The organism is Streptomyces sp. GLSS-08 (genome assembly GCF_056387915.1).
In genome coordinates this window covers 274,360-288,203 of sequence record NZ_JBWJAQ010000007.1, presented here as the reverse complement: position 1 = coordinate 288,203, position 13,844 = coordinate 274,360, and the positions used below count along the sequence as shown (strand labels likewise).

Genomic DNA, 13,844 nt, shown 5'->3' with positions numbered 1-13,844 from the left:
ACCGGGTACAGCGTGGGAGGGACGGGGGATGTTCCCCCGCCGCCCCCAACCACCCGAACGAACGCCGGAGGGGCCTAGCCCAGCCCGGGCCCCCGTACGGGGATCGACGTGAACGTCGGTGCCGGCGCGGGGTCCTTGAAGAAGTCGTTGCCCTTGTCGTCGACGACGACGAACGCCGGGAAGTCCTCGACCTCGATCTTCCAGACCGCCTCCATGCCGAGCTCCTCGTACTCGACGACCTCGACCTTCTTGATGCAGTCCTGCGCGAGCCGCGCCGCCGGCCCCCCGATCGACCCGAGATAGAAGCCGCCGTGCGCACCACACGCGTCGGTCACCTGCTGGGACCGGTTCCCCTTGGCGAGCATCACCCTGGAACCCCCCGCCGCCTGGAACTGCTCGACGTAGGAGTCCATCCGGCCCGCCGTGGTCGGGCCGAACGAGCCGGACGCGTAACCCTCGGGCGTCTTCGCCGGGCCCGCGTAGTACACGGGGTGGTCCTTCAGGTACTGCGGCATCTCCTCGCCCGCGTCCAGCCGCTCCTTGATCTTGGCGTGCGCGATGTCGCGCGCCACCACGAGCGGCCCGGAGAGCGAGAGCCTGGTCTTCACCGGGTGCTTGGTCAGCTCGGCGAGGATGTCGTCCATCGGCTGGTTGAGGTCGATCCGCACCACGTCGGACGCCTCGTCCAGGTGCTCGTCGGTGGTGTCCGGAAGGAACCGCGCCGGGTCCGTCTCCAGCTGCTCCAGGAAGACGCCCTCGGCGGTGATCTTCGCGACGGCCTGGCGGTCGGCGGAGCAGGACACCGCGATCGCGACCGGGCAGGACGCCCCGTGCCGGGGCAGGCGGACCACGCGCACGTCGTGGCAGAAGTACTTGCCGCCGAACTGCGCGCCGATCCCGATCCGCTGCGTCAGCTCGAAGACCTTCTCCTCCAGCTCCTTGTCCCGGAAGCCGTGGCCGAGCGGCGAGCCCTCGGCCGGGATCTCGTCCAGGTAGTGCGCGGAGGCGTACTTGGCGGTCTTGAGGGCGTACTCGGCGCTCGTGCCGCCGACGACGATCGCCAGGTGGTACGGCGGGCAGGCGGCCGTGCCGAGCGAACGGATCTTCTCCTCCAGGAACTTCATCATGGAGGACTCGTTCAGGACGGCCTTCGTCTCCTGGTAGAGGAACGACTTGTTGGCCGAGCCGCCGCCCTTCGCCATGAAGAGGAACTTGTAGGCGCCGCCGTCGGTCGCGTACAGCTCGATCTGGGCCGGCAGGTTCGAGCCGGTGTTCTTCTCGTCCCACATGGTCAGCGGGGCCATCTGCGAGTACCGCAGGTTGAGGTTCAGGTACGCGTCGTAGATGCCGCGGGAGAGGGCGGCCTCGTCGCCGCCCTCGGTCAGCACGTTCTGTCCGCGCTTGCCCATCACGATCGCCGTGCCGGTGTCCTGGCACATCGGGAGCACGCCCGCGGCGGCGATGTTCGCGTTCTTGAGCAGGTCGAGCGCGACGAACTTGTCGTTGCCCGACGCCTCCGGGTCGTCGATGATGCGGCGCAGCTGGGCCAGGTGGGCGGGCCGCAGGTAGTGCTGGATGTCGTGGATGGCCTCCGCGGCCAGCTTGCGCAGCGCCTCCGGCTCCACCTTGAGGAAGGTCCGCCCGTCGGCCTCGAAGGTGGAGACACCCTCGGAGGTCACCAGCCGGTAGGGGGTGGTGTCCTCTCCCATGGGGAGCAGATCGGTGTACGCGAACTCAGGCATGTCGCCCATTCCTCACTCGACAGACAGCGGCTGGCCTCCATTGGCAGCGTCCACCAGCGTAGAACCTGGCGGAAGCGGCGGGCTTGTGAGGTAGGGCTCAGTTCCGGCGGCCGGACGGGCCGGGCGGGCCGCCGGAGTTTTTCCACAGGCCGCGGCAAGGGGTAGTCGCGATCTATCGCGTTTGGGTACGCTGCTGCCGTGGACCTTCACAAGAGCGCCGCCCCGACCGCCGGCACGCCCGACACCCGGCCCGTGACGCCGGCCGAGCTGCGCTGCTCCGATGCCGACCGCGACGGGATCACGGACATCCTCCGCGACGCCCTGGCCGAGGGCCGCCTCACCCCCGACGAGCACGCCGAGCGGGTCGAGGGAGTGCTGAGCGCCAGGACGGTGGGCGAGCTCGACGTGTTCGTGCGGGACCTGCCCGCCGCCCACCGGCGCCGCGCGGCCCCGGCCTACGCGCCCGCGCCGAACCGCCCCACCGAGGGCGCCATCCCTGTCGACGCCGACGAGAACGTGGTGGCGGTCTTCAGCACTGCCGTCCGCAAGGGCCGCTGGCGAGCAGGCCGCCGCATGCACGCGTACGCGATCTTCGGCAACGTCGAGATCGACCTCAGCGAGGCGGTCTTCGAGTACCAGCAGGTCGTGATCAAGGCCGTCTCGGTCTTCGGCAACGTGGAGGTCCGCGTCCCGGAGAACGTGTCGCTGCGCGGCAGCGGCGGCGGTGTCCTCGGCAACTTCGAAGTGGCCACGCTGGACGCGGAGGACCCGGACGCCCCCGTCATCTACGTCGACGGGATGGCCGTCCTCGGCAATGTGGAGGCAAGAGCCAAGCGCGGCAAGGTCGTTGCCGACATCCTCGGCCGGGTGGCGGACCAGGTCGCGGGGCGGGTCGACCGCGGTGTGCGCAAGCACCTGGGGCATTGACGGGCCTCGACGCCTGTGAACTCGGCGGCGCCCGGAGCGGACCGCTCCCGTGCTGCGGCCGGTTCGCGGCGGAGAAACTCCGCGCTTCGGAACGCAGTGCATAGGCGCGCGTACAGCGGGTAGGCCTTGCTGCATCGTCTCTCGAGGGCGCTGTGGGAAGGTCCGCGGCGCCCGGCACGCTCGCGAAGCCGTCGTCAGGAGTAGACCGTGCTGCAACCGCCGCATCAGTCCCTGCAGGTAGCTGCCGTTCCGGCCCAGCGGTCGCCAGTGGGGGACAGGGATCAGGAAGCCCCGTGGCATACGGAGGCCGTCTGCCGGCGTGATGAGGCGGGCCTGTTCTTCGCACCCTCCAAGGAACCCACCGCGGCCCGGCTGTCCCGGGAGGAAGCGGCGAAGCGGGTCTGCGCCCGCTGTCCCGTCATGGTCGAGTGCCGGGAGCACGCGCTGTTGCAACCGGAGCCCTACGGCGTGTGGGGTGGCCTCACCGCCGCCGAGCGCCGCGTGGTGCTCGCCCGGCGCCGCCGCCGGGATCTCGAACTGAAGAAGGCCGCCCGCGCCTCGGGGGCGATAGCCGCCGCCGGCTGACCGGCATCGCGCGACGCGTAAGGGGCGCCCTCCCCGCACGGAGGGCGCCCCTTGCGCATACGCACGGGCCGTCGTTCTCACGGGCCGTCGTTCTCACGGGCCGTCTTTCTCATGGGCCGGCGGCCCGGCCCGGACTGCTACTTGGCGCGGTCGAAGTCGATCGCGCTGTACGCACGCAGCTTGCTCAGCCGGTGCTCCGAGGTGATCTGGCGGACCGTCCCGGACTTGGAGCGCATCACGATCGACTCGGTCGTGGCGGTCTCCGCGCGGTACCGCACCCCGCGCAGCAGCTCGCCGTCCGTGATGCCGGTCGCGACGAAGAAGACGTTCTCGCCGGAGACCAGGTCGTCCGTGAGGAGGACGCGGTCGAGGTCGTGGCCCGCGCCGACGGCCCGCTCGCGCTCCTCGTCGTCCTTGGGCCACAGCTTGCCCTGGATGGTGCCGCCGAGGCACTTCACGGCGCAGGCCGAGATGATGCCCTCGGGCGTGCCGCCGATGCCGAGCAGCAGGTCGATGCCGGTGCCCTCGCGCAGCGCCAGGATCGAGCCCGCGACGTCGCCGTCGGAGATCAGCTTGATGCGGGCGCCGGTCTCCCGGATCTCCTTGATGATCCCGTCGTGGCGCGGCCGGTCCAGGATGACGACGGTGACGTCCTCGGGCGTGACCCGCTTGGCCTTGGCGACCCGGCGGATGTTCACGGACACGGGGGCGTTGATGTCGACGAAGTCGGCGGCCTCGGGGCCGGTGACCAGCTTGTCCATGTAGAAGACGGCGGACGGGTCGAACATGGTGCCGCGGTCGGCGGCGGCCAGCACCGCGATCGCGTTGGTCATGCCCTTCGCGGTCAGCGTGGTCCCGTCGATCGGGTCGACGGCGATGTCGCACTCGGCGCCGGTCCCGTCGCCCACGCGCTCCCCGTTGAAGAGCATCGGGGCCTCGTCCTTCTCCCCCTCGCCGATGACGACGACGCCGTTCATGGAGACGGTGGAGACGAGGGTCCGCATGGCCCGTACGGCGGCGCCGTCGGCGCCGTTCTTGTCACCGCGGCCGACCCAGCGGCCCGCGGCCATCGCGGCTGCTTCGGTGACCCGGACGAGTTCCAGGGCCAGGTTGCGGTCGGGGGCCTCGGACGGGACCTCGAGTTCGGACGGCAAGTGATGCTCGGTCATCGGAGCGCACCTTTCTGATACGACGACGGCCGGATGAGGGTGTGCCCCGACTCTATCGTCAGGCGGACAGAATGAGCAGGGGGCCCCACGGATGAGCAAGCCACCGCACCTGCGACGATAGGGGGCGTGGCAGGTATGAAAGGCAAGCAGACGGTCCGGGACATGATTCTGTCCCTGGGCTTCATCGGGCTGGTCGCGGGCTTCATCTACATCTTCATCCCGCACGACGACTCCGAGCCCACAATCAAGCGCGTCGACTACGCCGTCGAGCTGAGCACGGCCCGCCGCGCCGCGAGTTACCCGGTGGCGGCTCCGGAGGGTCTGGCGGCGGACTGGAAGGCGACGTCCGTGCGGTTCCGGGGCGACAAATTCGACGCCTGGCACCTGGGCTACCGCGCCCCGGACGGCGAGTACGTGGCGGTGGAGCAGTCCACGCAGAGGCCGGCCGTCTTCATCGCCGACGCCAGTCAGGACGCCCGGGACACGTCGAGGACCCAGCGTATCGGCGACCGGACGTGGCAGCGCTACGAGGGCGTCAAGTACGACGCGCTCGTGCTGAAGGAGAAGGGCGCCACGACGGTGGTGACCGGCACGGCGTCGTTCGACCGGCTCGCCGAAATGGCCAGGGCCCTGCGGACTTCGTAACGCCTCCGAGAGCACGAGAAGGGCCCGCGGCGTGCTGCCGAGGGCCCTTCTCGCTGCTGGCGCGGGGATCAGACGGTCGTGATGACCTCGTCCGGGGCCAGGCGCGGGGAGCGGGGGAACCAGGCGTCCTCGCCCGGCTTGCCGATGTTGACGATCATCAGCGGGGTGTGGTCGCCGTCCAGGAACTCCTTCTGGACACCGGCGAAGTCGAAGCCGGTCATCGGACCCGCGGCGAGCCCGGCGGCGCGGACGCCGATGATGAAGTACGCGGCCTGGAGGGCGGCGTTCAGCGCGGCGGCACCCTCACGGGCCGGGCGCTCGGAGAAGAACGCGTCCTTGGCCTGCGGGAAGTGCGGGAAGAGCTGCGGCAACTCCTCGTGGAACTCGTTGTCCGCGGCGAGGATCGCGACCAGCGGGGCGGAGGCCGTCTTCGGCCGGTTGCCCTCGGCCATGAGCGGGACCAGGCGCTCGCGGGCCTCGGCGGAGCGGACCAGGGTGATGCGCAGCGGCGACTGGTTGAAGGCGGTCGGGCCGTACTTGACCAGGTCGTAGATCGCCTGCACCTGCTCGTCGGTCACCGGCTCGTCGGTGAACGTGTTCGCGGTGCGGGCCTCGCGGAACAGCAGGTCCTGGGCGGCGGGGTCAAGGACGAGAGACATGGGGAGAACCTTCTCGAGACGTGCGTCCGATCCGGTGGACCGGCTTGCGAGAACGACAGTACGACCGAGAAGTTCAAAGTTCAACAAAAACGGGGTCGTCGTGATCCGCTTCACATCAGCCAGGTGACGCTGGGGCCGCTCCCCGAGGTGCCGGGGCCACTCCCCGAGGGGCCACTCCCGAGGTGCCGGGGCCGCTCCTCAAGATGTCAGGGGCGTCGGCGGAAGTGCCGGGGCCGCTCCCCAGATGTGAGGGCAGTCCCGGAGTGTCGGGGGGTGCTCCCCGAGAGGTCCGGGCAACCCCCTGCGATGGCGGGGGCGCTTTTCCGAGGCGGTGCCGGGACTACTCCCCGTCCGCCCCGTCCTCGCCGTCGCTCTCCTCCGCGAGGGCGGCGTCCAGGCGCGCCCGCGCCCCGTCCAGCCAGCGCCGGCACACCTTCGCCAGCTCCTCGCCCCGCTCCCAGAGCGCCAGGGACTCCTCCAGGGTCGTGCCGCCCGCCTCCAGGCGCCGGACGACCTCGATCAGTTCGTCCCGCGCCTGCTCGTACCCGAGAGCCTCGTCCACCTTGCTGGTCATGCGTCCACCCTAAGCATCGACTCGTACCGTGAATTCACCCTCGGCGACCCGCGCCCGCAGCGGCTCGTCCGCCGCGACCTCGTCCGGCGCGCGGACCACGTGACCGTCGGACTTCTGCAGCACCGCGTATCCCCGCTTGAGGGTGGCGGCGGGGGAGAGGGCCACCACGCGCGCGTGCGTGTGCGTCAGCTCGGAGTCCGCGCGGTCGAGCTGGTGGCCGAGACAGCGCCGGCCGCGGTCGAGCAGCGAGTCGACCTGGTCCGCCCGCTCGTCGACCATCCGGTGCGGGTCCTCTATCGAGGGGCGGGCCAGCGCGTGCGCGAGGCCGCGCTCCTCGCGGTCGACGAAGGACTGGACGGCCCGCCGCGCCCGGTCGCGCAGGAACTGCACCCGCTCGTACTCCTCGCCGACGTCCGGGACGACCTTCTTCGCGGCGTCGGTCGGGGTGGACGCGCGCAGGTCGGCCACGTAGTCGAGGAGCGGGGTGTCGGGCTCGTGCCCGATCGCGGACACGACCGGCGTACGGCAGGACGCCACGGTCCGTACGAGCTGCTCGTCCGAGAAGGGCAGCAGGTCCTCCACGCTGCCGCCGCCGCGCGCCACGATGATCACGTCCACGTCGTCGCGCGCGTCCAGCTCCTTCACGGCCTGGACGACCTGGGGCACCGCGTGCACCCCCTGCACGGGGACGTTGCGCACCTCGAAACGGACGGCCGGCCAGCGGTGCCGCGCGTTCTCCAGCACGTCCCGCTCGGCCGCCGAGGCCCGCCCGCAGACGAGCCCGATCAGCTGCGGCAGGAACGGCAGGGCCTTCTTGCGTCCGGCCGCGAACAGCCCCTCGGCCGCCAGGGACTTCTTCAGCTGCTCCAGCCGGGCGAGCAGCTCGCCGACGCCCACCGGCCTGATCTCGGCGGCCCGCAGCGACAGCTGACCCCGCGGCGCGTACCACTCGGGCTTGGCGAGGACGACCACGCGCGCGCCCTCGCTCACCACGTCGGCCACCGAGTCGAACACCTGTCGGTAGCAGGTGACGCCCACCGAGATGTCGTGCGACGGGTCGCGCAGCGTCAGGAAGACGACGCCCGCACCGGGGCGCCGCGACAGCTGGGTGATCTGCCCCTCGACCCACACCGCGCCGAGGCGGTCGATCCACCCCCCGATGAGCCGGGACACCTCACCGACGGGCAGCGGTGCGTCCGCGGACGTGTTCAGAGCCATGCGCCGAGCGTATCGGCCGGTTCTGACAATCCGGCCCGCGCGGGCCCGTGCCCGCGACAGCCCCCGACGGCGGACGTGTACGGGTGGGAACCGGACGTGTGTGCGGCCGGCAGCTGCGATACGACGGAAGGGGCCGTGTCGGCACATCAGATGCCCGTGGCGGGCGGCACCCGAATCGGGCCACTCATCCAACGAAGTCATCCGCCCGACCTGCGACGGCCGGATGTACCGATACGGCCCCGCCCCCACCACGTGGCGCCGACACCGGCGCCCACCGCGACAGGGACGCTGCGGGTCGCGACGCGGACCACCCGCGCGCCCTCGCCGCGGCGTCCCGCGCGCCGCCGCTCCGCTCCGCCCCGCAGCCTCAGCCGCCGGACGGGCCGGACGGGCCAGAGGAGCCAGAGGGGCCGGACCGGCCCCGCTGGGCCAGCAGTACCGCCAGACCCACCGCCAGCCAGATCGCACCCACCACCTGCGCTGTCCCGGATGCCTCGACGATCACGGCGACGGTGATCGCGGCGCCGACGGCCGGCATCAGGATGTGCCGCCACCAGATGACCGGGCCGCTGCCGCGCAGGGCGAACCAGCCCACCACGCTCGCGTGCAGCAGCGTGAAGGCGGTCAGCGCACCGATGTCGACCACCGACACCAGGTGGTCGAGACCGTCGTCGCGCCGCGCCGCCCACACCGCGGCGACCAGCGTGATGACGGCCGCGCACAGCAGCGCCGCCCGCGGCACCCCGGCGTCCGTCCGCGACAGCGCCCGCGGCAGCCGCCGGTCGCGGGACATCGCGAACAGCAGCCGCCCGGCCGCCGCCTGTCCGGCGAGCGCCGCGAACGCCGCCCCGATCGACTTGCTCACGGCCACCAGGTTGTGCAGCCAGTCGCCCACGGAGGAGTCCACCGCGTCGTAGAAGGCCGACCCCTGCCCGGCCGGGTCGGCGGCAAGCTCGGCGGACGACTCCGGCTCCAGGAGCGCCACCAGATACGTCTGCGCCACGAAGAGCACACCCGCCAGCGCCAGACAGAACAGCACCGCCCTGGCCACCTTGTGCGAACCGCCCGTGACCTCCTCGGCGAAGGAGGCGATCGCGTCGAAGCCCAGGTACGACAGGACCGCGACCGAGACGGCGCCGATGACCGCCGACAGCGCGAACGCCCCCTGCGAGCCGTCGCCGGACAGCGGGGACAGCCAGCCGCGCTCGGCCCCCTCGCGCGCGAGGACGACGACCGCGGAGACGACGAAGACGAACAGGACCACGATCTCCATCGCGAGCACCAGGAAGCCCACCCGGGCCGCGATCCGTACGCCCCACAGGTTCAGCAGCGTCGTGAGGACGACGGCGAGTGCGGTCCACACCCACCGGGAGACGTCCGGGACCAGGGCGTTCATCGCGATCCCCGAGAACAGGTAGGCGACCGCCGGGATCAGCAGATAGTCCAGCATCGCCATCCACCCGGCGATGAACCCCGCCCCACTGCCGAGCCCCGCGCGCGCGTAGGCGAACACCGAACCCGCCTGCGGGACCACCCGCACCATCTGGGCGTAGCTGAACGCGGTGAACGCCATCGCGACCGTGGCGACGACGTACACCAGCGCGACCGCGCCGTGCGACCTCGCGTCCAGGGTGCCGAAGATGCCGACGGGCGCCATCGGGGCGATGAACAGCAGCCCGTAGACCACCAGGTCCCGGAAGCCCAGACTGCGCCGCAGCCCGCCCTCCTCACCGGCGTCACCCGCCGCGCCGGCCCTGGTCTGCGTGTCGGACATCCGTGCCTCCCGAGCGTCGCGGCCGGCCCCGCCCCTCCCTGTTCGACCCCAGTCTCCCCAAGGAGGCGATCTTCGACCTGCCGAGCGCGGCCTTACGATGGTCTCCATGACCGCTTCGTCTGGCCGCCGTGTCCTGCTCGCCGCCCCTCGTGGCTACTGCGCGGGCGTGGACCGCGCCGTGATCGCCGTCGAGAAGGCCCTGGAGCAGTACGGGGCCCCCATCTACGTCCGGCACGAGATCGTCCACAACAAGTACGTGGTGCAGACCCTGGAGAAGAAGGGCGCCATCTTCGTCGAGCAGACGGCGGAGGTCCCCGAGGGGTCGATCGTGATGTTCTCGGCGCACGGTGTCGCCCCGGCCGTCCACGACGAGGCGGCGCGGGGCAAGCTCGCCACCATCGACGCGACCTGCCCGCTGGTCACCAAGGTCCACAAGGAAGCGGTCCGGTTCGCCAGTGACGACTTCGACATCCTGCTGATCGGACACGAGGGACACGAGGAGGTCATCGGCACCTCCGGAGAGGCGCCCGACCACATCACCCTCGTCGACGGCCCCGAGGACGTCGCCAAGGTCGAGGTCCGCGACCCCTCCAAGGTCGTCTGGCTCTCCCAGACCACGCTCTCGGTCGACGAGACCATGGAGACCGTCGACGCGCTGAAGGAGAAGTTCCCGCAGCTCATCTCCCCGCCCAGCGACGACATCTGCTACGCCACGCAGAACCGTCAGCTCGCCGTGAAGCAGATGGGCGCCGAGGCCGAGCTGGTCATCGTGGTCGGCTCCCGCAACTCCTCCAACTCCAAGCGGCTCGTCGAGGTCGCCAAGCTCGCGGGCTCGCGGGAGGCGTACCTGGTGGACTTCGCCGACGAGATCGACGACGCCTGGCTGGACGGCGTCACGACCGTAGGCGTCACCTCGGGTGCCTCCGTCCCCGAGGTGCTGGTCGAGCAGGTCCTGGAGCGGCTCGCCGGCCACGGCTTCGAGGACGTCGAGCTCGTCAAGGCCGCCGAGGAGTCCATCACCTTCTCGCTGCCGAAGGAGCTGCGCCGCGACCTGCGCGCGGAGGCGGCGGCCCTGGTGGCGGAGCGCACCGCGCGCACGTGAGGGTTCCCGTGGACCACGGGGGCGCGGAGTGACTGTCAGTCGTAGGACGTAACGTAGGGCCATGCAGATCTTCGGTGTGGACATCGGCGGGTCGGGGATCAAGGGTGCCCCGGTGGACCTCGACAAGGGTGAGCTGGCCCAGGAGCGTCACAAGGTGCTGACCCCGCACCCGGCCACGCCCGACGCGGTGGCGGACGGCGTGAAGGAGGTCGTGGACCACTTCGGCTGGACCGGCCCCGTCGGCATCACCTTCCCGGGGGTGGTCACCGGCGGCTCCACGATCCGTACCGCCGCCAATGTGGACAAGCGCTGGATAGACACGGACGCCCGTGCCCTGCTCGGCGACCGGCTGGGCGGCCTCCCGGTGACCGTGCTGAACGACGCGGATGCCGCGGGAGTGGCCGAGATGCGTTTCGGCCAGGGCCGCGACCGCCGGGGCACGGTCATCATGCTCACCTTCGGCACGGGCATCGGCAGTGCCCTGTTCATCGACGGCGCCCTCGTGCCGAACACCGAGCTCGGCCACCTGGAGCTGCACGGCCACGACGCCGAGAAGCGCGCCTCCACCAAGGCCAAGGAGGACCACGACCTCAGTTGGGAGCACTGGGCGTCCCGCGTCCAGACGTACCTGGCGCACGTCGAGATGCTGTTCTCGCCCGACCTGTTCATCATCGGCGGCGGTGTCAGCCGCAAGGCCCAGAAGTTCCTGCCGCTGATCGAGGACATCAAGGCGGAGATGCTCCCGGCGGCCCTGCAGAACAACGCGGGCATCGTCGGCGCGGCGATGCGGGCGGCCGAGCACGCGTAGGGGCGCCGCGGGGGGAGTGAGTGTCCTGGGCGGGCGGCGCGATCGGCGCGCCGCCCAGGTGGCACGCGGGTGCTGTGCCGCCGAGCCGCTCCGCCGAGCCGCTCCGCCGAGGAGCTGCTGTCACTCGATGACCGGACCGGGGTTCGAGGGGCGCGGGGACCGCAGGGCGGTCCCCGCGGTCACGCGGTCGGGCGGCGGCGGGGCGGGGCCATCGCCGCTCGCGGGGGCTGGGAGCGGCGCTGGGCGGCCCGCCGTGTCATGAGGCGTGCCTTGCGCACGGTCGCGATGAGCCCGGCGACCAGCGTCCCGCCGTACAGCCAGCCCGCCTGCGTGGCGAGCGCGGTGACGAGCCCCATCACATGCCCGCCGAAGCCCCCGCCCCCGTCGGCGACGGGCAGCAGCCCGAAGGCGAACGCGATCGGCACGACGACCGGCGCGGTGACGAGGTCACCCCGGCGCACCCACACGGCGGTCACCGCGCACACCGGCAGAAACAGCACGCCGTACACCGTCAGGGACGCCCCGAACAGCAACTGGTCGAGGCAGGCGAGCGCGAACATCAGCGCGCCGCAGAAGAGCCCGCTGCCGAGCCCGGTGAGCCGGGGGTTCGGCATCCGCCGTACCGCCTGCACCAGGGGGGACGCGGGGCGGCGGGCGCCCGAAACACCCCGCCGCACACCGTTTCCGCCCCGGGGGGCGGTCGCACCGCGCGGTACGGCGGCGGCACCCCGCCCCGCGTACGGTGCCCGGCCGGGCCGGCCCGCGGCGATGCCGCCCCGCCCCGTCTGCGGGGGCAGGGGGGTGCCGCGTCGGGTTCTGGGCTGCGGGGGGCGCGTCCTGTGTTGCTCCACCGGACCAACTTAGGTCGTTTTATGTGTGGAATGGCTCCTGGGACACGCCGACAGACAGACCTTGGCCATGCGTTCGATACGTCGCCGGTACGAAGCCCCGCACGCCGTAGACTGGTGGATCGGCCCGCTCACCACGTAGGCCCTGCCGCCCATCCTCACGTACGGGAAGTCGCAACGTGTCGCTCACGATCGGAATCGTCGGTCTGCCCAATGTCGGCAAGTCGACCCTGTTCAACGCCCTGACCAAGAACGACGTGCTGGCGGCCAACTACCCGTTCGCCACGATCGAGCCGAACGTGGGCGTGGTCGGTGTCCCCGACCCCCGTCTGACGAAGCTGGCCGAGATCTTCGCCTCGCAGCGCGTCCTGCCGGCGACCGTCGACTTCGTCGACATCGCGGGCATCGTGAAGGGCGCCTCGGAGGGTGAGGGCCTGGGCAACAAGTTCCTCGCGAACATCCGTGAGTCCGACGCGATCTGCCAGGTCATCCGCGCCTTCAAGGACGAGAACGTCGTCCACGTCGACGGCAAGGTCTCGCCGAAGGACGACATCGAGACCATCAACACCGAGCTGATCCTCGCGGACCTCCAGACCATCGAGAAGGTCCTGCCGCGCCTCCAGAAGGAGTCGCGCATCAAGAAGGACGTCGCGCCGAAGGTCAAGGCGGTCGAGGAGGCCAAGGAGATCCTGGAGCGGGGCGACACGCTTTTCTCGGCGGGCATCGTCCAGGGCTCCGGCAACGAGGAACTCCTCCACGACCTGCACCTGCTGACCACCAAGCCTTTCCTCTACGTCTTCAACGTGGACGAGGACGAGTTGGTCGACGAGGACTTCAAGGCCGCACAGCGCGCCCTGGTCGCCCCCGCGGAGGCGATCTTCCTGAACGCCAAGCTGGAACAGGACCTCGCCGAGCTCGACGAGGAGGACGCGATGGAGCTCCTCCAGTCCGTCGGCGCGGAGGAGCCGGGCCTCACCACCCTGGCCCGCGTCGGCTTCGCCACCCTCGGCCTGCAGACCTACCTGACGGCAGGCCCGAAGGAATCCCGCGCCTGGACCATCAAGAAGGGCGCCACCGCCCCCGAGGCCGCGGGAGTCATCCACACGGACTTCCAGAAGGGCTTCATCAAGGCGGAGGTCATCTCCTTCCACGACCTCGTCGAGACCGGCTCGGTCGCCGAGGCCCGCGCCAAGGGCAAGGCGCGCATGGAGGGCAAGGACTACGTGATGCAGGACGGCGACGTGGTGGAGTTCCGCTTCAACGTCTAATTTAACTTTCAATCAAATGGCGTCTGGGAAGGCGCAGGTCAAGAAGGGGCCGTCGACCCAGGGCGGTCCCTACTTGACGTTGTGCCGAGGTTGACCAGCGCTCGGAGCGCAGATGCTGTTCGGGTGGTCCCCGAATTGCACGCTGCCCTGCGGGGAGCGTTTTGCCCTCCGCGCGGCAGTCCGGGGCCTGGGCTAGCTACCCGTAAGGGCGTTCTGAGAGTACGATTCGGCCCCATCTGGCAAACACCGGACTTCTGCTCCTGCAGACACGTCCTCAACAGCCAACGGAGCTTCTCCATGCCTTTCCATGCGTTCAGCTGTCGTTCTACAGCGGTGGCCTTTGTTCCGCGCTACGCAGCACGCTGGGACACGGCAGTCTCCACGGCATCGTCGGCCAGTTCCGACCCAACGGTCTAACACGCAGACCGCCTACCGACGGGCTGCGGCGGACCCAGGGGCGTGCCTCCCCATCGCGGTTCGGCGTAGCGCCGAAAGGACTGCCTTGCTCTCCGATCCCCTCATCGT

13 protein-coding genes are annotated in these 13,844 nt (G+C 70.8%); 6 read left to right on the top strand and 7 right to left on the bottom strand.

The features are described from left to right. Window positions 1–74: 74 nt before the first annotated feature. Entirely contained in the window at window positions 75–1,742 is a 1,668-nt protein-coding gene (locus AC0ZLC_RS15320) for a fumarate hydratase (protein WP_476752488.1), read from the bottom strand. 252 nt (window positions 1,743–1,994) lie between these two features. On the opposite strand from AC0ZLC_RS15320, the gene AC0ZLC_RS15315 reads away from it, so the two are divergent. Continuing rightward, window positions 1,995–2,669 (top strand): DUF1707 SHOCT-like domain-containing protein, encoded by a 675-nt coding sequence (locus AC0ZLC_RS15315; protein WP_476752593.1) that lies wholly within the window; start codon window positions 1,995–1,997, stop codon window positions 2,667–2,669. A gap of 207 nt (window positions 2,670–2,876) precedes the next feature. Continuing rightward, on the top strand, window positions 2,877–3,254 hold the full coding sequence (locus AC0ZLC_RS15310; protein WP_476752487.1) for a WhiB family transcriptional regulator: 378 nt from the start codon (window positions 2,877–2,879) through the stop codon (window positions 3,252–3,254). A 137-nt stretch (window positions 3,255–3,391) separates the two neighbouring features. Here AC0ZLC_RS15310 and glpX read toward each other — a convergent pair whose 3' ends face one another. Then, window positions 3,392–4,423, bottom strand: coding sequence for a class II fructose-bisphosphatase (gene glpX / locus AC0ZLC_RS15305; protein ID WP_476752486.1), 1,032 nt, complete (start codon window positions 4,421–4,423; stop codon window positions 3,392–3,394). Window positions 4,424–4,549: 126 nt separating this feature from the next. On the opposite strand from glpX, the gene AC0ZLC_RS15300 reads away from it, so the two are divergent. Next, on the top strand, window positions 4,550–5,068 hold the full coding sequence (locus AC0ZLC_RS15300; protein ID WP_476752485.1) for a DUF4245 domain-containing protein: 519 nt from the start codon (window positions 4,550–4,552) through the stop codon (window positions 5,066–5,068). A 68-nt stretch (window positions 5,069–5,136) separates the two neighbouring features. On the opposite strand, the gene AC0ZLC_RS15295 is transcribed toward AC0ZLC_RS15300, so the two are convergent. The 4 genes from AC0ZLC_RS15295 to AC0ZLC_RS15280 form a co-directional block, all read right to left on the bottom strand. Beyond that, window positions 5,137–5,727, bottom strand: a complete 591-nt coding sequence (locus AC0ZLC_RS15295) for a malonic semialdehyde reductase (protein ID WP_358850288.1) — start codon at window positions 5,725–5,727, stop codon at window positions 5,137–5,139. A gap of 340 nt (window positions 5,728–6,067) precedes the next feature. Continuing rightward, window positions 6,068–6,301, bottom strand: coding sequence for an exodeoxyribonuclease VII small subunit (locus tag AC0ZLC_RS15290; protein ID WP_476752484.1), 234 nt, complete (start codon window positions 6,299–6,301; stop codon window positions 6,068–6,070). Between the two features lie 9 nt (window positions 6,302–6,310). Next, complete coding sequence (gene xseA, locus AC0ZLC_RS15285) at window positions 6,311–7,519, bottom strand: exodeoxyribonuclease VII large subunit (protein WP_476752483.1); 1,209 nt, start codon at window positions 7,517–7,519, stop codon at window positions 6,311–6,313. A gap of 367 nt (window positions 7,520–7,886) precedes the next feature. Continuing rightward, the gene (locus tag AC0ZLC_RS15280) at window positions 7,887–9,293 is read right to left on the bottom strand and encodes an APC family permease (protein WP_476752482.1); all 1,407 of its coding nucleotides are present in this window, start codon (window positions 9,291–9,293) and stop codon (window positions 7,887–7,889) included. A 97-nt stretch (window positions 9,294–9,390) separates the two neighbouring features. On the opposite strand from AC0ZLC_RS15280, the gene AC0ZLC_RS15275 reads away from it, so the two are divergent. After that, window positions 9,391–10,395, top strand: coding sequence for a 4-hydroxy-3-methylbut-2-enyl diphosphate reductase (locus AC0ZLC_RS15275; RefSeq protein WP_476752481.1), 1,005 nt, complete (start codon window positions 9,391–9,393; stop codon window positions 10,393–10,395). A 61-nt stretch (window positions 10,396–10,456) separates the two neighbouring features. Further along, on the top strand, window positions 10,457–11,203 hold the full coding sequence (gene ppgK / locus AC0ZLC_RS15270; protein WP_476752480.1) for a polyphosphate--glucose phosphotransferase: 747 nt from the start codon (window positions 10,457–10,459) through the stop codon (window positions 11,201–11,203). 179 nt (window positions 11,204–11,382) lie between these two features. Here the strand turns inward: ppgK and AC0ZLC_RS15265 are convergent, their stop codons facing one another. Continuing rightward, window positions 11,383–12,054, bottom strand: a complete 672-nt coding sequence (locus AC0ZLC_RS15265; RefSeq protein WP_476752479.1) for a DUF6542 domain-containing protein — start codon at window positions 12,052–12,054, stop codon at window positions 11,383–11,385. A gap of 176 nt (window positions 12,055–12,230) precedes the next feature. Between AC0ZLC_RS15265 and ychF the strand changes: the two genes are divergently transcribed. Next, window positions 12,231–13,319 (top strand): redox-regulated ATPase YchF, encoded by a 1,089-nt coding sequence (gene ychF, locus AC0ZLC_RS15260; protein ID WP_476752478.1) that lies wholly within the window; start codon window positions 12,231–12,233, stop codon window positions 13,317–13,319. Window positions 13,320–13,844: the final 525 nt, after the last annotated feature.